A 21,441-nucleotide genomic window follows, 5' to 3' on the forward strand; every position below is an offset into this window, starting at 1 on the left:
CAGTGGCGTGGCAGACTGCGGCGCCCGGCCTGCCCCGGGGAAACACCCTCCAGCCGGCGCCACGCTTTTGCACCGCGCTACAAAGAGTATATTGATACGCATGACTTCCGAACTCATCACGACTTTGGCCCAGGCCCGCAAGGCCGCCCGCATCACCCAGGCCGATCTGGCCGAACGCGCCGGTCTGTCGCGCATGGCAGTGCAACGCACGGAAACCGGCGATGTCGACCCGCGCTTTTCCACCCTGCAGGAAATGGCCCGTGTGCTGAATATGGAGCTGATCGCCGTGCCCGCCGAGCTGCATGCCCAGGTGCTGGCGCTCATCCAGACTCAAGCCGGCCAGGATTCACTTTGAAGTCTTACGTATTGTTAGCTTGAGAACCCTGTTGGCTCGGCCAAAATGGACCGAGTTTTTGCGCGATATGCAGAGGTTTGAGAGATGGCGATTCACAACTGGGACTACGCACCCGAGGCACTGGAGGTACAGGTCAGCGAATTATTGCTGGCCACGGCAGATCAAAGCGACGAACTGGTCGATGAAAACGTGCGCCTGGTCCTGCAGGAGCTGCGCCAGCACCTGCATATGGAGGTGATTTTTGTCTCCGAGATCCGCAACGGCCAACGCATGTTCCAGCATGTCGATACTGCCCCCGGCAAGGAATTGATTGCCACCGGCGGCGGCGGCTCTCTGGAAGAGTCGTTTTGCCAGTGCGTGCTCGACGGCGTTCTGCCCGGCCTGGTCCATGACGCTGCCACCCATCCGGCCTTTTCCAAGCTGCCGGCAACGCCTTTTCGCGTAGGTGCCCATCTGAGCACACCTATCGTGCTGGCCAGCGGCAAGGTCTACGGCACACTGTGCTGCTTCAGTCAGGCCGCCGATGAAAGCCTGACAGCCAAGGATCTGCAAAAGCTCGAATGCGTGGCCAAGATCACGGCCAGGCGAATCGACATCAAGCAGGCCCAGCATCCGTAGCGGGCCAAAGAAAGGCGCGCGCCTTCCGCTCCGGTTTCTCCAGGAAAGCTCTGAAAGCCAGCTCTCCGGAAGGAATGCAGCTCAGCTCACGGCCACGCAGACCTGGCGCTGCTCGCCCAGTCCGTCGGCACCCAGCCGCACCACGTCGCCGGGCTTGAGAAAGACAGGCTGCGGCTTTTGCCCCAGACCCACGCCTGCAGGCGTGCCGGTAAGAATCACATCGCCCGGCTCCAGGGTCATGAACTGGCTGATATAGCTGATGACCTTGGGCACGCCAAAGATGAAATTGCGGGTATTGCCGCTTTGCATGCGCTGGCCGTTCACTTCCAGCCACAGCGCAATGCAGTGCGGATCGGCCACCTCGTCGGCCGTCAGCAGCCAGGGCCCCAGGGGCGCAAAACTGTCATGGCTCTTGCCCTTGCCCCAGGTGCCGCCGCGCTCCATCTGCCAGGCACGCTCGGACACATCGTTGCCCAGCACATAGCCGGCCACATGCCCCAGCGCGGCCTGCTCGCTCACCCGCGTGGCGCGGCTGCCGATGACCACACCCAGCTCCACCTCCCAGTCCACCTTGGTCGCAGCCGGCACGATCTGTATGTCGTCATTGGGCCCGCTGATGGCCGTAACCGCCTTCATGAACAGCACCGGCTCGGCCGGTGGCGCGGCCCCGGCCTCTGCCGCATGGTCTGCATAATTCAAGCCCACGCAGACGATCTTGCCTACCTGCGCCACCGGGCAGCCCAGTCGGGGGGCTCCTGACACGGCCGGCAGCTCCTCCGCTTGTCGGTCGCGCCATAGCGCCAGCTTTTCAGGCTGCAGCTCGGCGCCGCGCCAGTCGGCCACCCAGCTCGAAGCATCGCGCAACACCCCTTGCGCATCCAGCAGACCGGGCTTTTCCTCTCCGGCAGCTCCAAATCGAACCAGTTTCATAGTCTCTCCATTCCTCGGACATCACTTTCGGGCGCACGGCGCAAGCCCGGGTCTTTCTTCACCAAGCGCCGCCATCCCCGACTCGTCTTTCACCACAGCCTGCCGGCAGCCCTTGCTTGAGCCACCGGCTGTCACGCCACTTCAAACAAGCGCCCCCATCCCTTGATATCTGCCGGACTGCGTCCTGCCGCACGCAGCATCCCCCACACCGTGGTGCTGACCGTATCGAGCAGCGGCACATTCCAGCGCCGCTCCACCTGATCCGCCAGCTGCGCTGCATGCAGATTGGTGCAGTAAGTCACCACCGCATCGGGGGCTCCCTCCTCGATCACCTCTTCGATCAGCCCCAGCAACTGCTCCGGCTCCACGAGCGCAAAGCGGTGATTGACCGAAATGTTCAGATGTCGATGAGCCGTGGTTTCCACGCCGGCTGCGCGGTAATTGTTGACGATACATTGCTGCACATCCGCGGTATAGGGGCTCACGATGGCCAGCTTTTTGACGGAAAGCTTTTGCATCAGCTCATTGAGCGCCAGGATGGCCGTCGTTGCCTTGATGCCCGTACGCTGCTCGATGCGCTCGCATAGCTGCCGATCGCATTCAAAGCCGCGCCAGCCAGCAGCGGTACCACTCCAGCCGATCACATCCACTTTGGCATCCGCCAACAGCTCTGCGGCCGCAAGAATCTTGCTGTCATCAAACTGATTGAGCGCGGCCTGCGCCAACGAAATCTCCGTCACCGTGAAGCGCGAAAAATGTGCCGAGCATCGACCCGCGCTGGCGGCCAGCGCACTGGTCAGAGGCTCCAGCGCCGTATTCGAAGAAGGCGTCAGCACGCCCAGGCATGTCTTGGTTGCAGTCATCTCTTGTGTTTCTCCGTGAAGGGCTGGCCGTCTCGGCAGCCAGATCACATTGTTCTCAGTCCACCACAAAACGTCAACAACACTGTCAACAACAATAAAAGCATCAATTCTCAAAGTTGCCAGAAAATACATTCCACTTCGTCTGTAGCACTGCGGAAACGCAGATATTTCAACGCGAATTTAGTCACATAGGTGTTTTCTATATTGTTTACAACATTGTCGACATTTAAATTTTCATCACATCAACCAACCCTGGATGGAGTGACCCCGAAGATGCATATCCCGACCACAGCCGCAGCGGAGCACACGCAGGCTCCGACCAAAGTCCGATGGAAGATCTTCCTGATGATGTTGTTCCTCATCTCGATCAACTACATCGACCGAGCTTCCCTATCGGTGGCCATGCCGATGATTGCCAAGGAATTCGATCTGAGTCCTGCCATGCAGGGTTTGCTGCTGAGTTCGTTTTTCTGGACCTATGCCTTCATGCAGATCCCGGGAGGCATGCTTGCCGACAAATACGGCCCACGCTCCGTCATCGCCGGCGCCACCCTGGGCTGGGGTCTGTTTCAAACCATCGCCGCCTTCACCACGGGCTGGTTCTCTCTGCTGCTGACACGCCTGGGGCTGGGAGCCGCCGAAGCCCCCATCTACCCGGCCGGAGGCAAGCTCAACGGCATCTGGATGTCCCAGAACGAGCGCGGCCGCGGCGCCACGCTGCTTGACGGTGGCGCACCGCTGGGAGCCGCCCTGGGAGCCATCATCATTGCGGGCCTGATCGCCTTCTTCGGCTCCTGGCGCATCTCCTTCGTGGTCGCCGGCGTCGGCACCATGATCGCGGGCTACTTTGCCTGGTCCTATATCCGCAACCACCCTCGCGAGCATTCCGGTGTGAACGAGGCCGAAGCCCGTCACATCGAAGCAGCACATGCCGAAGATGCCAGGGCCGACGCCGGAACCAGCAAGGGCAAGCTGCTGGACTTCTTCAAGTACCGCTCGGTATGGGGCATGTTCTTTGGCTGGATGTGCTTCAACGCACTCTTTTACGGCCTGCTGACCTGGATGCCCACCTACCTGTCCAAGGTGCACGGCATGGACATCAAGGCCATGGGCGGTGCGCTTTTCGCCATGTTCTTCTCCGGCTTCGTGGGAGAAATGATCGGCGGCTGGATCGCCGACAAATGGCGTGAGAAAGGTGGCAACCAGGCCACCGTGCTGCGCACCCTGTTCGGCATTGCATCCATCATCGCCACCATCGCCATCTATGGCGTCTCGCAGATCACCGACCCCGTCACCGTCGTCATCCTGCTGTCGATCACCCTGTTCTTCCTGCGCTGGTGCGGCCTGTTCTGGTGCATCCCGTCCCTGATCGGCACCCGCAATCGCGTCGGCTTTCTGGGCGGCGTCATGAACCTCGGCGGCAATTGCGCCGGCATCGGCGTGCCCATCATCGTGGGGCTGATCGTGCAGGCCACAGGCTCCTACTTCATGGCGCTGATGATGTTCACCGGCGCAGGCCTGGGCTTGTTCATCTGCTCGGCCCTGCTAATCGACTACAGCAAGAAAGTACCCGTGTAGACCTGGGACCCGAAGACGGCAGGAGCGGCACGCTCCTGCCCGCCCGGCACCAGGCACCCCCTCGCTGGAAGCGATGACACCTCATCGTTCTGCAAACCTCGCCACAGTCATGCCAGCTGCGACTGGCCTCTCACACTCACCGTAAAACCGATCCCGAACATGAACCCCTGCGAATTCGATATCGTGGTGCGCAATGCACAAGTCGCGACTGCCAGTGACATCTTTGAAGCCGACATCGGTATCCGCAACGGCAAGATCGCCCAGTTGGGCAAGCAGTTGCCCGCCGGCACTCACGAATACGACGCTCAAGGCCAGATCGTCACGCCGGGCGGCATCGACGCCCACTGCCACCTGGATCAGCCCATGGAGCCGCCGGTGCGCATGGCAGACGACTTCGAAAGCGGCACCCGTGCGGCGGCCTGCGGCGGCACCACCACGATCATTCCCTTCGCCGCCCAGGCCAAAGGCCAGTCCTTGCGCGCTGCCGTGGCCGATTACCACCGCCGCGCAGAAGGCAAGGCCTATGTGGACTACGGCTTTCACATGATCGTCAGCGACCCCACGCCCGAAGTGCTGGCAAACGAGCTGCCCGCGCTGATTCGGGAAGGCTATACCTCCTTCAAGATCTACATGACCTATGACGATCTGAAGCTCGATGACGGTCAGATTCTCGATGTCCTGGACGTGGCCCGCAAATACGATGCCACGGCCATGATCCATGCCGAGAATGCCGACTGCATCCAATGGCTGACCAAGCGCCTGGAAGCCAGCGGCCGCACCGCCCCTCGCTACCACGCGGTCTCTCGCCCCATGCTGGTGGAGCGCGAGGCCACGCACCGCGCCATCGCGCTCTCGGAGCTGGCCGATGTGCCTATCCTCATCGTCCATGTCTCGGGCCGCGAGGCCGTCGAGCAGATCCGCTGGGCGCGCTCCCATGGCATGAACATCATGGCCGAAACCTGCCCTCAATACCTGTTCCTGAGCGCAGAAGACCTGGGCCTGGACGACAGCTACCAAGGCGCAAAGTGCGTATGCAGCCCGCCGCCACGCGACAAGGCCAACCAGGAGGTCATCTGGAACGGTCTCAACGACGGGCTCTTCACCGTATTCTCATCCGACCATGCGCCATTCAACTACGACGCCCCGGAAGGCAAAAAGCCGGGTGGCCAGGAAGTGTCCTTCAGCCATATTCCAAACGGCATCCCGGGCATCGAGACCCGCCTGTCCCTGCTCTACACCCATGGCGTGCTGGCGGGACGCATGACACTCAACCGCTTCGTGGAGCTGACCTCCACCAACCCGGCCAAGGTCTATGGGTTGCACCCGCGCAAGGGCAGCATCGCCATAGGTGCCGATGCCGACCTGGTCGTCTGGCAGGAGGGCGAGCGCACCATCCGCAACCGCGACCTGCATCACAACGTGGACCATACTCCCTACGAAGGCCAGCTGCTCAAGGCCTGGCCCTGCCTGACCCTGTCGGGCGGCCAGATCGTCTGGGATGGCGAGAGATTCCAGGCCAGAGCCGGCCAGGGACGATTCCTGCAGCGTGGCGCCCCCACCTTGCTGCCCAAGCGACCCGCACCCCGCTTCTGAACCGGAGCACACACCATGAAACTGCTGATCATCAATCCCAATATCTCCGAGAGCGTCACTTGCTTGATAGAGAAAGAGGCCAGGCTGGCCGCTGCTCCGGGTACGGAAATCACCATGCTGACCGCCCCCATGGGTGTGGCCTATATAGAGACGCGCTTCGAGGCCATGATTGCCGCCTACGCGGTGGCCGAGCTGGCAGCCACCCATGCCGCGCGGCATGACGCCGTCATCCTGGCGGCCTTTGGCGACCCCGGTCTCGAAGGCCTGCGCGAGGCCCTGGACATTCCCGTGCTGGGCATGACCGAGTCCGCGCTCATGAGCGCATGCATGCTGGGCAAGCGCTTTTCCATCATTGCCATCTCCAGGCGCATCACCGCCTGGTACCGAGACATGGTCGAGCGCAACGGACTCATGGACCGGCTGGCCAGCATTCGCTGCCTGGACGAGCCTCTGCGGGACATTGCCAGCGTACAGGACGATCATGCAGCACGCCTGCAGGCCTTGTGCGAAGCAGCGGTCAGCGAAGATGGCGCCGACGTCCTGATCATTGCCGGCGCACCGCTGGCCGGCCTGGCACGCTCCATCAAGCAGCGCTTGCCGGTGCCGGCCGTCGATGGCGTCTCCAGCGCCGTCAACCACGCGCAAAGCCTGGTCTCGCTGGCACCCGCAGCGGCACGCGCCGGCAGCTTTGCCAAGCCGCCGCGCAAGGAGTTCAGGAATCTTCCCCCGGGCCTCACCCAGCTCTTTAGCCAGCTACCCTGAACACGCGGCTGCGGGATAACCTCCATCGAGATGATGCAAGCCGGCATGCTGTGTGACACTAGAATTCAGCAGCATGTCGACAAAAAACACTACAAAAGTGAACAATCGAAGCAATACATCTCGATCCGAAATTACCGTGGATGAAATGGCCGCCCGCATTGCCACAGCCATCCATGAGCATCGCCTGTTGCCGGGAACCAAACTCGGCGAAGACCGGCTGGCCAATATCTTCAACACCAGCCGGGCTCGCGTACGCGAGGTGCTGGCCCGCATGGCACGCGACCAGATGGTGGAGCTGTTCCCGCAACGTGGAGCCTTTGTCGCCAAACCCAGCATCGAACAGGCACTGGACGTCTTCGAAGCACGCCGGCTGATAGAGCCGGGCATTGTGCGCCGCCTCGTCCTGCACATGGACAATGGCAAGATCCGTCGTCTGCAAGCCCATCTGAAGCAGGAGCGCGATGCTCGCGCCAACTCCGACAAGCGAGCCACGGTGCGGCTGTCCGGCGAGTTTCATGTGCTGCTGGCGGAGCTGGCCGGCAACTCCGCGCTTCTGCGCAGCATGCGTGAACTGTCCACGCTGACCTGCCTGACGATCTCGCTGTATGAGTCGGCAGTCAACACCTGCTGCCTGGTGGACGAGCACGAAGCCGTGGTCGATGCCATTGTCGCGGGCAATGGCGAGCTGGCAGAACAGCTGATGCTCAGCCATCTGGATCACATACAGGGCAGCCTGCGCCTGGAGGCCGATGCCGACGACGCCGATCTGGAACAGATACTGGGCGACCTCTGATCACAGCCGGCGTCGCGATACGGCAACGGGAGCCATCAAAGTGGTCGATACGCCCTTCTCGACTGGAGATGGCTGGCAGCTATCCGGGCAGAGGCGCCCGCATTAGCATCCACGGCTGATCGCCATCACTTTCTCCAGAGGCCTCAAGGCCGTTTCAATGAGCGCACCCGCCCCACCATCCTTGCCGCAAGCCCAGCGGCCACGCCCAGCCCATCTGAGCGAACTTTTCTGGTCGCTGACCTTTCTGGCCTTGCAGGGTTTTGGCGGCGTGCTGGCCGTGGTGCAGCGCGAACTGGTCGAAAAGCGCCAATGGCTGAGCAATGAGGAGTTCATGGAGGACTGGGCCGTGGCGCAGATCATGCCCGGCCCCAATGTGGTGAATCTTTCCATCATGCTGGGCGAACGCTACTTCGGCTGGCGCGGTGCCCTCGTGGGGCTGTGCGGCATGCTGACCTTTCCCATGCTAGTGGTCATCAGCCTCACTCTGGTCTATTCCCAGTTCGCGGCCAATCCGGCCGTGGCCGGCGCCCTGCGCGGCATGGGTGCCGTGGCGGCGGGACTGGTCGCAGGCATGGGCCTCAAGCTGGCCGGCACGCTGCGCAAACACCCGCTGGGCAAATGGTATTGCGCAGGGCTGGCCATTGCCGCCTTTGTGCTGGTTGCCGTGCTGCGCCTGCCGCTGTTCTGGGCCTTGCTGCTGGTGGGCGCGACCGGCTGCGTGCTGACCTATCGGAGCCTGGAATGAACACCCTGGTGATCGATCTGCAGACCGTGGACTGGCTGCATCTGCTTGTCTACTTCCTGACGCTGTCGTTGATGGCCGTGGGTGGCGCCATCACGGCCGCGCCCGATATGCACCGCTATCTGGTCGACGGCAACCACTGGCTGTCGGAAACCCAGTTCACCAGTTCCATCGCCATTGCCCAGGCAGCCCCCGGCCCCAACGTGCTGTTCATCGCCCTGCTGGGCTGGAACGTGGGACTGAATGCAGGTGGAGGCACCGGCCCTGCTGCCTGGGGCCTGGGTGCACTCGGTGTTGCCGTATGCATGGTGGGCATTCTGCTGCCCAGTTCGCTGCTGACCTGGCAGGCTTCGCGCTGGGGCCAGCGCAACCGTGACAAGCGCGGCGTGCGTGCCTTCAAGCAAGGCATGGCTCCGCTGGTGATCGGACTGCTGCTGGCGACTGGCTGGCTGCTGGGCAGCGCCAGCGGCAGCCCAGGCAAGGACTGGAAGCTATGGCTGCTGAGCCTTGCGTGCACCCTGCTGGTATGGCGCACCCGCATTCATCTGCTGTGGCTGCTGGCTGCCGGTGCGGCGCTGGGTGCGCTGGGCTGGGTCTAGTAGAGGCAGGAGTCAGCAGGGCTGTCCCGGCTGCAAGCCATCCTCGGGACTTGCCAGCAGCAAGGGCAGCGCCAGCGCCGACGGCATCGCGATCATCTGATCAGCCACCGAGTCCAGCTCGCTGGCATGCGGGTTGACAATGACCACGCGGGCCCGGTTGCGCCTGGCAATCTTGGCCAGACCTGCGGCCGGGTAGACGGCGCCCGATGTGCCTATCACCAGCATCAGCTGACATTGCTCTGCCGCCTGCTCTGCCCTGGCCCAGGTCTGACCAGGCAAAGACTCGCCGAACCAGACGACCGCAGGCCGCAGCAAATTGCCGCAGGCGGCACAATGCGGCGGCTCGCCAGGGACAGCATGCTCGAGATCGCATGACGCACAGCGGCGATTCAGCCAGCGATTCCTGCTCAGCTCACCATGCAGACTCAGCACCTCTTCGCTGCCCGCCTGCTGGTGCAGCCCATCCACGTTCTGCGTGACGAGCGTCATCTGCCCGGGATGCTGCCTTGCCCAGCGCGCCAGCGCCAGATGTCCCTCGTTGGGAGCCGCCCTGGCAAGCAGGGATCGCCGGTGCTGGTACCAACGCCAGACATGAGCCGGATCGCGGCGATACCCCGCCTCGCTGGCCATTTCCTCGGGCTTGAACCGGGACCAGTAAGAGTTTTCCGTGTCCCTGAAAGTAGGTACTCCCGATTCGGCACTGACGCCGGCCCCGGTAAGCACGGTCAGCCGCTGCGCCTCGCCCAGCCAGCGGCGCACGCAGGCAATCGCACCCAAGGAGGCCGAAGAATTGTCAATAAGTGCTTGAACCAAGGCAATGACCCCAAAAATCAAGTTGCAACGTGGAATACTTGAATCACTGTGCAGAGCGTTTGCCCTGCCTGATATTGCACCACACCAGCACATGAACGAATCGGGCCGATTGTTCGCACTTCAGCAAGCCATGCTGCCTGCAGCATTGGCATGGGCTGTTGTTGATGCCAGAACGCTGGAACTTCGCTTTGCCAACCCCGCAATGCAGCGGCTGCTGCAAGCCGGCATTCAATCCCCTGCCACGCAGGGGCTGGCGATGTTCGATTCGGCCAGGAAGGCTGTCGGCCAGTGCATGGAAACAGGCCGGGAAACCACGACCCATTTGCCCGGTCTCGCCGGGCTCTGGCATTTCTCACCGATTCCGGACGATGGAATGCGCCCCGCAGTGCAGTGCTATGTATTGCAGGCCGAGACCGCATCGCATGAGCCCGATGACGAACTCGGGCTGGGCCATGTCAACCGCTTCGAGGCCTTTCTGGATCACCTCCCCTATCAGATCTGGATGGCCACCCCCCATGGAGAAGTGACCTGGTTCAACCAGGCCCTGCAGGAGTATGCCTACCGGGAGGTACGCCCGCTGAGCCTGCGCGAAGGCATCTGGATCGACATCGTGCATCCCGACGATCTGGCCGCCGTCAACACCGGGCTGTCGCGTGCCCTGATCACCGAAAAGCCGACGGGATACCGGCTGCGCATCAAGCGCCATGACGGCCAGTTCCACTGGTTTTTTTCGTCGCTGTCTCCGGTCAAGAATGTGCAGGGCAGAATTCTCTACTGGGTCGGCGCCAATCTGGGCATAGACAGCATCCGGCAGTCCGAGAACCAGTTGCGCGACCAGATCACCACGCTGAGCCACCAGCTGAGGCTCAAACAGCAAGCGCTGGATCAGGCTGAAACCTACCTCGCACAGGCCCAGAAAATGGGCATGGTGAACCAGCTGTCTGCCGGTGTTGCGCACGACATGAAGAACCTGCTTTTCATCACCGGCCTGCATGCCGGCATGCTGGAAAAGCAGCTGGGCGAGCCCGAGCAGCTCGAGCATGTGGACGTGATCCTCAACACGATTCAGAAAGCGGGCAGCCTGGCATCGCATCTGACCGGGTTCAGCAGCCGCAAATCCATGCAGCTGGCCGCTGCCGACCCCCGTGCGCTGGTACAGGATCTGGAGCCTCTGCTGAGCAAGGCCGTCGGCCAGAACGCTGAACTGCAGCTGCACATGGCGTCCAGCATCTGGCCCATCAGCGTGGACAAGCTGTATTTCGAGAACTCGCTGATCAATCTCTGCATCAATGCGCGCGATGCCACCGAAGAACATGGCCAGATCACGCTGACCGCAGAAAACGTGCTGCTCAAGCGTGCCGGCCATGCGGGCGACTATGTCATGGTCAGCGTGGCAGACAACGGCATGGGCATGAGTGAAGAGATCAAGGCCCGCATCTTCGACATGTTCTTCACCACCAAGCCCGAGGGCAAGGGCGCGGGCCTGGGCCTGCCCATGGTCAAGAACTTCATGGACCATGTCCAGGGCCTGATCGAAGTCGAAAGCACCCAGGGCCTGGGCACCATCGTGAGCCTGTACTTCCCGCGTGCACAGCCGGCTGCTGCGCAGGTCCCGCAAGCGGCTACCCCGGCAGGCCGGCAGGAAACGATCTTGCTCATCGAGCCGGACCTGGCCGCGCGCAATGCCATGGCCCAGGTGCTGTACGGACTGGACTACCAGGTCGTGACCGCCTACCTGCCCGAAGTCGCGCTGCGCTATATCAACAGCGGCATGAAGGTGGACCTCATCATTGCCGCCGATGAATTCCCGGCCCCTTTGAACATTGCGAACATGCAGCAGGAGCTGGCCCGCAAGCAGATTCTCATTCCGCTCGTCCTCATGACCAGCAGCGAAGAGGCCGAACTGCCGCAGGCCCGGGAATGCCGCTATGTCGTACTGAGCAAGCCCATGGATATTGGCGAGCTGGCACGCACCGTACAGCGCATGCTGCACCCGGGCTGCACGACCCCGGCCGATCTGCCGGCCGCCTGAGAACGGATCGGCCGCCCGCAAAAAAGGCGCCACCGCTGTCGCAGTCGCGCCTTGCTTTCGCTTTCAGCGGCCTGGCTAGCCTGCTCAGGCCTTGATCGCCACGGCTGCTGCCAGACGCTGGCGCAATGCCTCATACAGGCACACACCACTGGCAACGGACACATTCAGGCTTTCCACCGCACCTTGCATGGGGATGCCGACCAGTGCATCGCAGGTCTTGCGGGTCAGCTGGCGCATGCCATCGCCCTCGGCCCCCAGCACCAGCGCCGTCGGGCCGGTCAGATCCATCTGGTAGAGATGCCTGTCGGCATCGCCGCTGGTGCCGATGATCCAGATGCCGCGCTCCTTGAGTTCCTTGAGCGTGCGCGCCAGATTGGTGACCATGAAGTAGGGCACGGTCTCTGCCGCACCGCTGGCCACCTTGGCCACGGTGGCGTTGATGCCGGCCGCATGGTCCTTGGGGGCGATCACGGCGTGCACGCCTGCACCATCGGCCACACGCAGGCAGGCGCCCAGATTGTGAGGGTCGGTCACGCCGTCGAGCACCAGCAGCAGCGGGGCCTTCACGCCTTCATCTTCCAGGTCATCGAGCAGCTCGTCGAGCGTACGTGTGTCCTTGACCTCTTCCACACGAGCTGCCACACCCTGGTGACCGTGCGAGCCGACGAGCTTGGCAATGCGCAGGGCATCGGCCTCGATCAGACGCACCCCGGCCTCCTTGGCGCGCTCCAGAAACTGGCGCATGCGCGCATCGCGGCGCGAAGCCTCGAAATAGACTTCGATGATGGATTGAGGGGCGGTCTTCAGACGCACGCCGACGGCGTGAAAGCCGAAAAGAACTTTGGGGGACGACATGGGGCCGTATTATCCCGGCGTTTGCGGCAGACCTGGGACTCGCAGGGCCATGTCTGGGCTGGCAGCTGAGGTTTTTCATTGCCGCTACACTGCGCCCCCAACGGGCGGCACCCGCTTCATCAAGCAGAACCGGCATGGCTTGTGCCGAGTGCAAGTCTTTACATGAAGCCGCGCAGCCGCCCAGAAAGACTGGCAGCAGGCCTGCCCTGCAGCTCCCCCTGCATTCGCGCACAGGGTCTCTTCATGCCCGGCATGACGAGATTGGCGCGCCTGCATCCCCTTCCAATCCCCTAACGAATACCCAGCATGCTCAAAGCCTTGCTCGATTGGTTCAACCGCACCAGCCTGGTGCTGCAGATTGTGATTGCCCTGATTCTGGGCGGCCTGGTGGCCTGGCTATGGCCAGCTGCCGCCCAGCCCTCAGCCTTGCTGGGCGGCCTGTTCATTGCCGCCCTCAAGGCCGTGGCACCGGTGCTGGTGCTGCTGCTGGTCATGGCGGCCATCAGCAGCCACCGCCCGGGCCAGGAAACGCAGATCAAGCCCGTGCTCTGGCTCTACGTGATCGGCACGCTGGCGGCGGCCTGCGTGGCCGTGGCGGCCAGCGCCATCTTCCCCTCGGTGATTCACTTTCGTGAAGCGCCCAAAGTCCAGAGCGTGCCCGGCGAGATCAGCCAGGTGCTGAGCACTGTCGTCCAGAGCCTGTTCGACAATCCCGTCAATGCCTTGCTGAATGCCAACTACATCGGCATTCTGGCCTGGGCCATCGCACTGGGCATTGCACTGCGCCACGCCAGCCCCAGCACCCGCACCATGGTGGAGGACTTCGGCGACGCCATCACCCGCGTGATTCAAGGCGTGATCCGTCTGGCCCCCTTTGGCATATTCGGACTGGTGGTCGCCACCTTCTCCTCGGGCGGACTGGATGCACTCAAGGACTATGCCCATCTGCTGGCCGTGCTGGTCGGCTGCATGGTGTTTGTGGCCCTGGTGGTCAACCCCGCCATTGTCTGGACCCAGACTCGCCGCAACCCCTACCCGCTGGTGCTGACCTGCCTGCGCGAGAGCGCGGTAACCGCCTTTTTCACGCGCAGCTCGGGCGCCAACATTCCCGTCAATCTGGCCCTGGCCCAGAAGCTCGGGCTCGACGAGAACACCTACACCATCTCGATTCCGCTGGGCGCCACCATCAATATGGCCGGTGCGGCCGTGACCATCAGCGTGCTGACGCTGGCCGCAGCCCATACGCTGGGCATCAGCGCGGACATCCCCACAGCCATATTGCTGTGCGTGGTCTCCGCAGTCTGCGCCTGCGGTGCCTCGGGCGTTCCAGGCGGCTCGCTGCTGCTGATTCCGCTGGCCTGCAGCCTGTTCAACATCCCCAACGATGTGGCCATGCAGGTGGTGGGTGTCGGCTATGTCATCGGCGTGATTCAGGACTCTACCGAGACGGCTCTCAACTCCTCGACCGACGTGCTGTTCACCGCCGCCGCCTGCCGCGCCGCCGAACGCAAGGCCGGACTGGAAGTGGCACGCATATGAGGCCTGCCTCTCGAAAGCCATTGATTTGATAGCTGCAAGCGCTTTTCTGATAAGCGCCAGATGAAAGAAGGCCTGTGATCACACAGGCCTTTTTGCTTCCTAGACTGCGCGACCGGCCTCGATGGTGATGCTGCGCTCGCATTGCGCCGCTATCTCGCGGTCATGCGTGACCAGGATCAGTGTCGTGCCGCGCTCGCGGTTGAGCGCAAACATCAGCTCCATGATGGTCTGGCCCGTGGCGAAATCCAGGCTGCCCGTGGGCTCGTCGGCCAGCAGCACGGCAGGCTCCACCACAAAGGCGCGCGCCAGGGCCACGCGCTGCTGCTCGCCGCCCGACATCAGCCTGGGATAGTGATTGAGGCGCTGGCCCAGGCCCACGCGCTCCAGCATCTGCGCGGCGCGCGCCCTCGCATCGCGCTGCCCCGCCAGCTCCAGCGGCAGCATGACGTTTTCCAGTGCCGTGAGATTGCCCAGCAACTGAAAGCTCTGGAATACAAAACCCATCTTCTGGGCCCGCACCGCCGCCCTGTCGTCCTCGCTGAGTGCAAACAAATCCTGGCCCAGCAGCCGGACCGTGCCGTGACTGGGGGTATCGAGGCCGGCCAGAATCGACAGCAAAGTGCTTTTACCCGAGCCCGAGGCACCGACAATGGCAACAGTTTCACCGGCCGTGAAGCTCAGATTGATATCCCGCAAAATATCCAGCACGCCTGTGGAATCGCTCACCGATTTGGACAGTTGCTCAACGGCAATCAAAGGAATGGCAAGAGTTGTGGACATGAATCAATTGGATAGCAAAAACGTCAAGGATCGCAGCCCGCAGTTTGCACTGCAGCGTCGTCACTGTATCGCTGTTGCCCTGACGCTCGCCATTTCGGGGGCTTGCGGCATTGCAGCGGCGGCCGCGCCCGGAGCTAAATCCGGCCCGGTGCTGGTGCTGGGCGATTCGCTGAGTGCCGAGTACGGACTGACGCGCGGCAAGGGCTGGGTTCAGTTGCTGCAGCAGCGCATGAATGATGAAAAAAACCCGCGCAAGGTGGTCAATGCCAGCATCAGCGGCGAGACCACGGCTGGCGGCAGAGCGCGCCTGGCGTCGCTGCTCAGGCAGCATGAACCCGGCATCGTGATTCTGGAGCTGGGCGGCAACGACGCATTGCGCGGTCTGGCGCTGCAGAGCACGCAGCAGAATCTGGAAGTCATGATCAAGGCCGCCAAGGAAGCCGGAGCCCAGGTACTGCTGGTGGGAATGCAGGTGCCTCCCAACTATGGAGCAACCTACACCGAGCAGTTCGCCGGCATGTTCAAGAAGGTTGCCGACACGCAAAAGCTGCCGCTGGTGCCGTTTCTGCTGTCGGGAATCGGCGATGCGGCGGATGCCGAGCAGTGGTTTCAGAGCGACCGGATTCACCCCAATGCCCAGGCGCAGCCCCAGATGCTGGCCAATGTCTGGCCCAAGCTCAGGCCGCTGCTGAAATAGGCGGTGCCCGCGCGGCCTCAGTCGCTGCCGCCGCCTCCGCCATCACCGCCGGAATCGCCGCCATCCGTGCTGCAGGCCCCCTCGCTGCTGCCCGCGCCACAAAAATAGCTGTCGTTGAAGACGTCGCTGCCGTCTTCGCGGCTGCTCGCCGAAGTCCATGCCAGCTGCGAGTCGGCGCTGCGCCCCGGCACGCCGGACTGAGACGAGAAGACTTTTTTCAACCAGTTCCAGAACTCCATGGCATCCCCCTCATTGCGCCTCAGGCAGCGCCCTCCTTGCTTTCGGCGCGGACGCTGGCTTTATACGCATGCCAGCTGGCACAGCCCAGCAGCGGCCCGATGACGATCAGACCCACACTGTAGAACAGCAGCGAGGCCGCGATCAACACGGTGATGATCAGCCCCCACAGCAGCATCACGCCCGTGTTGGCGCCCACCACACGCATGCTGGTGATACAGGCCGTCAACGCATCGGTATCCAGATCGAGAATCGTGGGCAGCGAAACCACCATGCTGGCAAACACCAGGGCCGCAAATATCCCGCCAACCGCGCTGTAGCCCAGCAGAAACTCCCAGTTCTCGGGGCGCAGCAGGGTCTGCAGCAAGGTTGCCGTGCTGGGCATGCCGGTGTCGAACGAGATGGCGAACACCACCATGGCGGCGCGCCCCCAGAGCATCTCCAGCACCATCAACACCATGACCAGCATGCCCATGCTGGCCAGGTGTCGGTCCCAGCAGGTCAGCGACTCCGACAGCAGCACGGGCTTGCCCTGCTCCTGCTGCTTGCTGACGTAGTACAGGCCCATGGCCATGAAGGGTCCGACCAGCAGACAGCCGCTGGCCATGGACATCACATATTCGGGACTGGAGCGGAACACCCAGGCCAGCAGCCGCGCCATGCCCCAGAAGCACAGGCCGTAGAACAGCGCAATGATGGGTGCGCGCCGCACATCGCGCAAACCGAGCAGCAGCCACTGCCAGGGCTCGCTCCAGCGCAGCTGCAGAATCTGCAGATTGCCGGACTCGGCCTTGACTTCGGAAACAGGGGAAGCTTGCATGCGAGACCCTCCTTGTCGCCCGTGCCGCGCCTGGGTGGCGGCAGCTGACAGGAACAAGTTACCCGCTCGACCCTGAATCTGCATTGCGGAAAGCCCGCATGCCCAAACATAGGTCTTCACTATAAAAATAAGAGCTTATAGCAGCCATCCATACTTGATTTCAATAAAAAACAACCTTGAAATCAATGATCAGCAGGCGCTAGAAGCTCTCATCTCAATAGCATCAACCAAAAGCCTTGAGCAGCGCCTGGGCCAGATCGGCCTGCAGATCGGTCGCGTCTTCGAGGCCGATGGCAAAGCGCACCACGGTCCCCGCCTTGATATGCGGTGTGGCACGGCTGCGCATCTCGGGCAGCTCGTAGGGCACGACCAGACTCACCGGCCCGCCCCAGCTGTAGCCCAGCTTGAACAGGCGCAGGCTGTCGCAGAAGCGGTCCACGGCCGCCTGGTCAAAACGTTCGTCGATGACCACGCTGAACAAACCGGCAGCCACGCCATCCTGGCCCTGGCCTTGTGCGCACAGCTGCTTCCAGTAAGCATGGCCCGGGGCGTCAGGCATGGCGGGGTGCAAGACCTGCGCCACCGCACTGTGGGTGGCCAGCCACTGTGCCAGCCGGCGTGCCGAGCGATCCTGTGCGTGATAGCGCAGGCCGATGCTGGGCAGGCTGCGCAGCACGGCCTCGGCATCGTTGCCACTCACGCCCAGGCCCAGGCGCATGTGCGCGAGCTTGATGCGCATATGCAGGGGCTGGTTGCGCGTGATGATGCTGCCCATCAGCACATCGCCGCCGCCGCTGGGGTACTTGGTCAGTGCATGGGCCGTGACATCGACGCCCAGACTGCCATCGCCCAGCAGGTCGAAGGGGCGAAACGCCAGGCCCGCGCCCCAGGTGTTGTCCAGCACCATGGTCACGCCCCTGGCCCGGCACAGGCGCACCTGCTCGACGAGATTCGGGAACTCCATGGTCACCGAGCCCGGAGCTTCCAGCCAGACCAGCTTGGTGGCGGGCGTGATCTTGGCCGCAAGATCTTCGACACTCATGGGGTCGTAGTACTGGTGGCCGATGCCGAAATGGGCCAGCTCGCCTTCGGTCAGGGTCTTGTTGGGGCCGTAGACGTTGTCGGGAACCAGTACCTCGTCGCCCGTCCTCAGCAGCGCCAGCGACACCGTGGCAATCGCGGCCAGTCCACTGGGCACCAGCAGGCATTGCAGGCCCCCCTCCAGCGAAGCCAGACGCTCTTCCAGGGCATAGGTCGTGGGCGTGCCATGCAGGCCGTAGGTGTAGCTGCTCTTGTCCAGCCAGCGGCGTTCGCGCATGGCCTGCACGTTCTCGAAGTACACGGTCGAAGCCTTGTGCACGGCCGGCTGCGGGCCTTCGAAGTCCGTGGGAGCCTTGTAGGGATGGTGAATCAGATGGGTGGAAAGCTTGTGGTCGGCTTGGGTCATGCCCTGATCTTAGTGCCATGCGAGCACAAAAAAGCCAGAGGGCTTGCGCGCTCTGGCTTCATGCGAGATGCAGGCCGAAAGGGATCAACCAGCCTTCACGGTCAGATTGTTGTTGACCGAGGTCACACCCTTGGCGGCCTTGGCGATATCGCCGGCCTGGGTCTTGACGGCTTCGCTGGGCACGGTACCGGTCAGGGTCACTGCGCCGGCCTTGGTGTCCACATTGATCTGCAGCGCACTGATTTCCGGGGCCTTGATCAGGTCGGTCTTGACGGCGGCGGTGATGCCTGCGTCATCCAGGGCAGCACCTGCCTTGGCAGCGCCCTCTTCCATCTTCTCGCCAGCCTTGTCCACAGCAGCGCCAGCAGCTTCACCAGCCTTGGCCAGTGCATCGGCAGCCGCATCGCCGGCCTTGGCCGTGCCTTCTTCAATCTTGGTGCCTGCATTTTCCGCAGCCTTCTCGGTCTGGGAAATGGCGGAATCGAGCTTCTGGCCAGCGGTCTTGTCTTCGGACTTGCCGCAGGCAGCCAAGCCAAAGGCCAAGGCGGTAATGGCCAGAACTTGAGCGGAGCGCTTGAACATAGTGGTCATATCGATTTCTCCCTTAATGCTTGCAAAAACATGACTATTAACTGTAACCAGTCCCCATTTTGGCCCGGATACGAACTTTTCCCGCATCCCTGTAGGACAAATTTATCCAAATTTGTGACATTTAATTAATGAATGTTATTTTCTGTTATTTACAGAAACTATCTGCAAGCCCCGCCTCAGTCCGCAGCCTCCCGTATGCGCGGGTGTCGCGCGAATGCCAGTCCCAACAGGGTAGCCAACAGCATGACAAAACAGGCAAACAGGCTCACGGCCAGCGTGATGCTCCAGCGGTCGGCAATCCAGCCCACGACCAGCATGGGCAGCATGGAGCCGAGCAAGCCTATGGTCTGATAGGTGGACAGCAGCCCTGCCCGGTTGTCAGGCCCCGCAAGACGGCCGACCATGCTCATGCCGGCAAGCATGCACATGCCATGCCCGAGCGCCGTCAGACACACTCCCAGGACAAACAGCAGCATCGATCGGGCCTGCAGGTTCAATATCAGCACGGCGTTGCTGAGCGCCAGCAGCGCCATTGCGGCAAAGCCGCAGCGATGCAGTGGCAGACTGGCAGCCAAGAGCTGAATGCCCGCAGAGACGAGCAGGATCAGCGCAATGGCCGTGCCGCTGACCACTGGGCCGCTCCAGGCAATCATCTGCTGCAGAAACAGCGGCGCCATGGAGGCATAGAGCCCGAACACGCCAAACGCCACGAACGGATAGCCGCAGGTCAGCGCAAAAGCCAGGGAGTCCTCGCGCCCAGGCCAGGTCAGCCGCGGCAGACAGTCCTGCCAGCGCAGGCAAGCCGCCGCCTGGGCGGGCCGCCCTGGATTCAGCTGCGCCGACTCAGGCAGCTTGAGCATGAGGACGCCGGCCACGCCAATGCAGCCCAGTACCAGCGGCACCAGATAGGCCGTCGCCAAGGGCCGGGGCAGCCACTGCCCGGCCACACCGCCGATCAGCGGCCCCAGGCCGAAGCCCAGCACATTGAGAAAACTGGCCACCATGGCCACACGCCGAGGCTGCAGACGGGTGGCACCGCTGGCCGCCAGCAGCGTCAGTCCCGTGGTGGCGCTGATGGTGATGAGGCTTGAGGACAGCCCCACCACAAAACGCCCGACCATCAGGCTGGGCAGATTCCAGGCCAGCATCGAGATCAGCGTGCCCACCAGCGTCAGACACAGAAAGCACAGCATCACGCGCTGGAAACCAATGCGATCGGGCAAACGCCCCAGAAACAGCAGGGCGCACAGCCCGCCGCACATATAGAGCACATAGATCAGCGAGATATCGCTGGGCCGCAACTGCCAGTCCTGCTGGTAGAGCGCATACAGCGGGCTGATCAGCGCTGCCCCCAGCACTCCCACCACCAGGCCGAAGCCCACCCACCAGACTGCGGCCTGTGCCTTTTCGACTTCCACCTGCCATGTATTGCCTTGCGACATCTGCTGCCTCTTCATGGTGCCGCTCCCGCATCAGGGACAGAACGCACAGGCGTTCATCCTGCCGCGCCGTCAGAGCGGACCAGCCACTTGCTTGCGATGAGAACATTGTCGGCAGCACGGCTTGCTCGCGCATAGGCCAAACAAGGGATACATGCCTCAAACGATTTACAGGCAAGCGATGACGGCTATGCTTTTTGACAAGCAAAACCGCACATCACCGACTCCGGCACCCATCGCTATACTTTGCGCCCTAATGACAGCAGGATTTCCCGGCATGCGCCCGAACGTTTTTTTGCGCCCTTTGCTCTGTTTGAGTCTGCTTGGCCTTGCCGCCTGCGGCAGCAATCCGCCCAGCCCCGCAGCGACACCCGAGCCGCCTACCGCCACCACCTCGGCCCCCGCGATCAAGATCGGACTGGCCCTGGGCGGCGGTGCGGCCAAGGGCTTTGCCCATATCGGGGTCATCAAGATGCTCGAGGCCAATGGCCTGACGCCCTCGTTCGTGGCCGGCACCAGTGCCGGCAGCGTGGTGGGCGCGCTCTATGCGAGCGGCATGAACGCCTTCGAGCTGCAGGAAAAAGCCGTGGCGCTGGACGAGGCCAAGATCCGCGACCTGCAACTGTCCTCCGGCGGCCTGGTACTGGGCCAGAAGCTCGAAGACTATGTGAATGAACAGGTGCACCGCAAGCCGCTGGAGCAGATGGCCAAGCCCTTTGTCGCCATCTCCACGCGCCTGGAAGACGGCGAGCGCACGGTGTTTGCCCGTGGCAACGTGGGCCAGGCCGTGCGCGCCTCCAGCAGCGTGCCCGGCGTGTTCCAGCCCGTCACCATCGGCAAGTACCACTATGTGGACGGCGGCATTGTCAGCCCCGTGCCCGTGGATGCCGTGCGCAATCTGGGGGCCGACATCGTGATTGCCGTGGACATCTCCAACAAGGCCAGCGGCAAGACCCCAGCCAATATGCTGGGCGCGCTCAACCAGTCGATTGCCATCATGGGCCAGAAGCTGGGACAGGCCGAGCTGGCACGCGCAGACATCATCATCCGCCCCAAGGTTCTGGACATCGGCCCGGCCGACTTCGCTCAGCGCAGCCATGCGATTGTGGAAGGCGAGAAGGCCGCGACGGCGCTGATGCCGCAGATTCGTGAACGCATCGCCCAGCTGCGCGCCGAACGTGCCAAGGCCACCCAGGTGGCGCAGCAAAAAGCCGCCGAAGCCAGCTATCAGGAATGTCTGAAACAGCGCTCCAGCCTCCAGAAGATCTCCGGCATGGTGGGCATGAGCGATAACTGCGCAAAGCCCTGAGCCGAGCCCTCGCCAATAAAAAGGCCCGCTGACGCGGGCCTTTTTTGTT

22 protein-coding genes are annotated in these 21,441 nt (G+C 62.7%); 12 read left to right on the top strand and 10 right to left on the bottom strand.

What is annotated here, in order from left to right; translation table 11 throughout:
• The first annotated feature begins 100 nt into the window (after positions 1-100).
• Entirely contained in the window at positions 101-355 is a 255-nt protein-coding gene (locus tag O987_RS17060; protein WP_003053782.1) for a helix-turn-helix transcriptional regulator, read from the top strand.
• Between the two features lie 84 nt (positions 356-439).
• Positions 440-973, top strand: a complete 534-nt coding sequence (locus tag O987_RS17065) for a GAF domain-containing protein (RefSeq protein WP_003053780.1) — start codon at positions 440-442, stop codon at positions 971-973.
• A gap of 81 nt (positions 974-1,054) precedes the next feature.
• On the opposite strand, the gene O987_RS17070 is transcribed toward O987_RS17065, so the two are convergent.
• Together O987_RS17070 and O987_RS17075 are read right to left on the bottom strand one after the other, a co-directional pair.
• Positions 1,055-1,903, bottom strand: coding sequence for a fumarylacetoacetate hydrolase family protein (locus O987_RS17070; RefSeq protein ID WP_043373697.1), 849 nt, complete (start codon positions 1,901-1,903; stop codon positions 1,055-1,057).
• Positions 1,904-2,034: 131 nt separating this feature from the next.
• Positions 2,035-2,766 (bottom strand): aspartate/glutamate racemase family protein, encoded by a 732-nt coding sequence (locus tag O987_RS17075; RefSeq protein WP_003053777.1) that lies wholly within the window; start codon positions 2,764-2,766, stop codon positions 2,035-2,037.
• Between the two features lie 273 nt (positions 2,767-3,039).
• Here O987_RS17075 and O987_RS17080 point away from each other — a divergent pair, with 273 nt between their 5' ends.
• The 6 genes from O987_RS17080 to O987_RS17105 all read left to right on the top strand — a co-directional run bounded on the left by O987_RS17080 (position 3,040) and on the right by O987_RS17105 (position 8,833).
• Positions 3,040-4,344 carry an MFS transporter gene (locus tag O987_RS17080; protein WP_003053774.1) on the top strand — a complete coding sequence of 435 codons (1,305 nt, stop codon included), beginning with the start codon at positions 3,040-3,042 and terminating at the stop codon, positions 4,342-4,344.
• 159 nt (positions 4,345-4,503) lie between these two features.
• Positions 4,504-5,937, top strand: coding sequence for a dihydropyrimidinase (gene hydA / locus O987_RS17085; RefSeq protein ID WP_043373701.1), 1,434 nt, complete (start codon positions 4,504-4,506; stop codon positions 5,935-5,937).
• Positions 5,938-5,952: 15 nt separating this feature from the next.
• Complete coding sequence (locus O987_RS17090) at positions 5,953-6,699, top strand: aspartate/glutamate racemase family protein (protein WP_019042191.1); 747 nt, start codon at positions 5,953-5,955, stop codon at positions 6,697-6,699.
• 145 nt (positions 6,700-6,844) lie between these two features.
• Positions 6,845-7,492: a GntR family transcriptional regulator gene (locus O987_RS17095; protein ID WP_003053771.1), complete on the top strand. Its 648-nt coding sequence runs from the start codon at positions 6,845-6,847 to the stop codon at positions 7,490-7,492.
• Between the two features lie 157 nt (positions 7,493-7,649).
• Positions 7,650-8,237 carry a chromate transporter gene (locus O987_RS17100; RefSeq protein WP_003053770.1) on the top strand — a complete coding sequence of 196 codons (588 nt, stop codon included), beginning with the start codon at positions 7,650-7,652 and terminating at the stop codon, positions 8,235-8,237.
• Positions 8,234-8,833, top strand: a complete 600-nt coding sequence (locus O987_RS17105; RefSeq protein ID WP_019042193.1) for a chromate transporter — start codon at positions 8,234-8,236, stop codon at positions 8,831-8,833. Before O987_RS17100 ends, O987_RS17105 begins: the two co-directional genes overlap by 4 nt.
• A 12-nt stretch (positions 8,834-8,845) precedes the next feature.
• Here the strand turns inward: O987_RS17105 and O987_RS17110 are convergent, their stop codons facing one another.
• Positions 8,846-9,646, bottom strand: coding sequence for an SIR2 family NAD-dependent protein deacylase (locus O987_RS17110; RefSeq protein ID WP_050874183.1), 801 nt, complete (start codon positions 9,644-9,646; stop codon positions 8,846-8,848).
• Between the two features lie 91 nt (positions 9,647-9,737).
• Between O987_RS17110 and O987_RS17115 the strand changes: the two genes are divergently transcribed.
• On the top strand, positions 9,738-11,678 hold the full coding sequence (locus tag O987_RS17115) for a hybrid sensor histidine kinase/response regulator (protein WP_043373704.1): 1,941 nt from the start codon (positions 9,738-9,740) through the stop codon (positions 11,676-11,678).
• 84 nt (positions 11,679-11,762) lie between these two features.
• On the opposite strand, the gene rlmB is transcribed toward O987_RS17115, so the two are convergent.
• Entirely contained in the window at positions 11,763-12,533 is a 771-nt protein-coding gene (rlmB, locus tag O987_RS17120; protein WP_019042196.1) for a 23S rRNA (guanosine(2251)-2'-O)-methyltransferase RlmB, read from the bottom strand.
• Between the two features lie 306 nt (positions 12,534-12,839).
• Here rlmB and sstT point away from each other — a divergent pair, with 306 nt between their 5' ends.
• The gene (gene sstT, locus O987_RS17125) at positions 12,840-14,072 is read left to right on the top strand and encodes a serine/threonine transporter SstT (protein ID WP_043373707.1); all 1,233 of its coding nucleotides are present in this window, start codon (positions 12,840-12,842) and stop codon (positions 14,070-14,072) included.
• Positions 14,073-14,171: 99 nt separating this feature from the next.
• On the opposite strand, the gene O987_RS17130 is transcribed toward sstT, so the two are convergent.
• Positions 14,172-14,852, bottom strand: coding sequence for an ABC transporter ATP-binding protein (locus O987_RS17130; RefSeq protein WP_029158317.1), 681 nt, complete (start codon positions 14,850-14,852; stop codon positions 14,172-14,174).
• Here O987_RS17130 and O987_RS17135 point away from each other — a divergent pair.
• Positions 14,851-15,549: an arylesterase gene (locus O987_RS17135; RefSeq protein WP_003053762.1), complete on the top strand. Its 699-nt coding sequence runs from the start codon at positions 14,851-14,853 to the stop codon at positions 15,547-15,549. The genes O987_RS17130 and O987_RS17135 overlap by 2 nt on opposite strands.
• 17 nt (positions 15,550-15,566) lie before the next feature.
• Here the strand turns inward: O987_RS17135 and O987_RS17140 are convergent, their stop codons facing one another.
• The 5 genes from O987_RS17140 to O987_RS17160 all read right to left on the bottom strand — a co-directional run bounded on the left by O987_RS17140 (position 15,567) and on the right by O987_RS17160 (position 20,086).
• Positions 15,567-15,788: a hypothetical protein gene (locus tag O987_RS17140; RefSeq protein ID WP_019042199.1), complete on the bottom strand. Its 222-nt coding sequence runs from the start codon at positions 15,786-15,788 to the stop codon at positions 15,567-15,569.
• Between the two features lie 20 nt (positions 15,789-15,808).
• Positions 15,809-16,606, bottom strand: coding sequence for a DUF2189 domain-containing protein (locus tag O987_RS17145; protein ID WP_043373710.1), 798 nt, complete (start codon positions 16,604-16,606; stop codon positions 15,809-15,811).
• Positions 16,607-16,829: 223 nt separating this feature from the next.
• Positions 16,830-18,053: a PLP-dependent transferase gene (locus O987_RS17150; RefSeq protein WP_043373713.1), complete on the bottom strand. Its 1,224-nt coding sequence runs from the start codon at positions 18,051-18,053 to the stop codon at positions 16,830-16,832.
• Positions 18,054-18,137: 84 nt separating this feature from the next.
• Positions 18,138-18,644, bottom strand: coding sequence for a BON domain-containing protein (locus O987_RS17155; protein ID WP_003053758.1), 507 nt, complete (start codon positions 18,642-18,644; stop codon positions 18,138-18,140).
• 176 nt (positions 18,645-18,820) lie between these two features.
• Entirely contained in the window at positions 18,821-20,086 is a 1,266-nt protein-coding gene (locus O987_RS17160) for an MFS transporter (protein ID WP_051962205.1), read from the bottom strand.
• A gap of 274 nt (positions 20,087-20,360) precedes the next feature.
• Here O987_RS17160 and O987_RS17165 point away from each other — a divergent pair, with 274 nt between their 5' ends.
• The gene (locus tag O987_RS17165; RefSeq protein WP_003053755.1) at positions 20,361-21,392 is read left to right on the top strand and encodes a patatin-like phospholipase family protein; all 1,032 of its coding nucleotides are present in this window, start codon (positions 20,361-20,363) and stop codon (positions 21,390-21,392) included.
• Positions 21,393-21,441 lie beyond the last annotated feature (49 nt).

Source organism: Comamonas testosteroni TK102, from assembly GCF_000739375.1.
Taxonomy (GTDB): Bacteria; Pseudomonadota; Gammaproteobacteria; order Burkholderiales; family Burkholderiaceae_C; genus Comamonas; species Comamonas brasiliensis.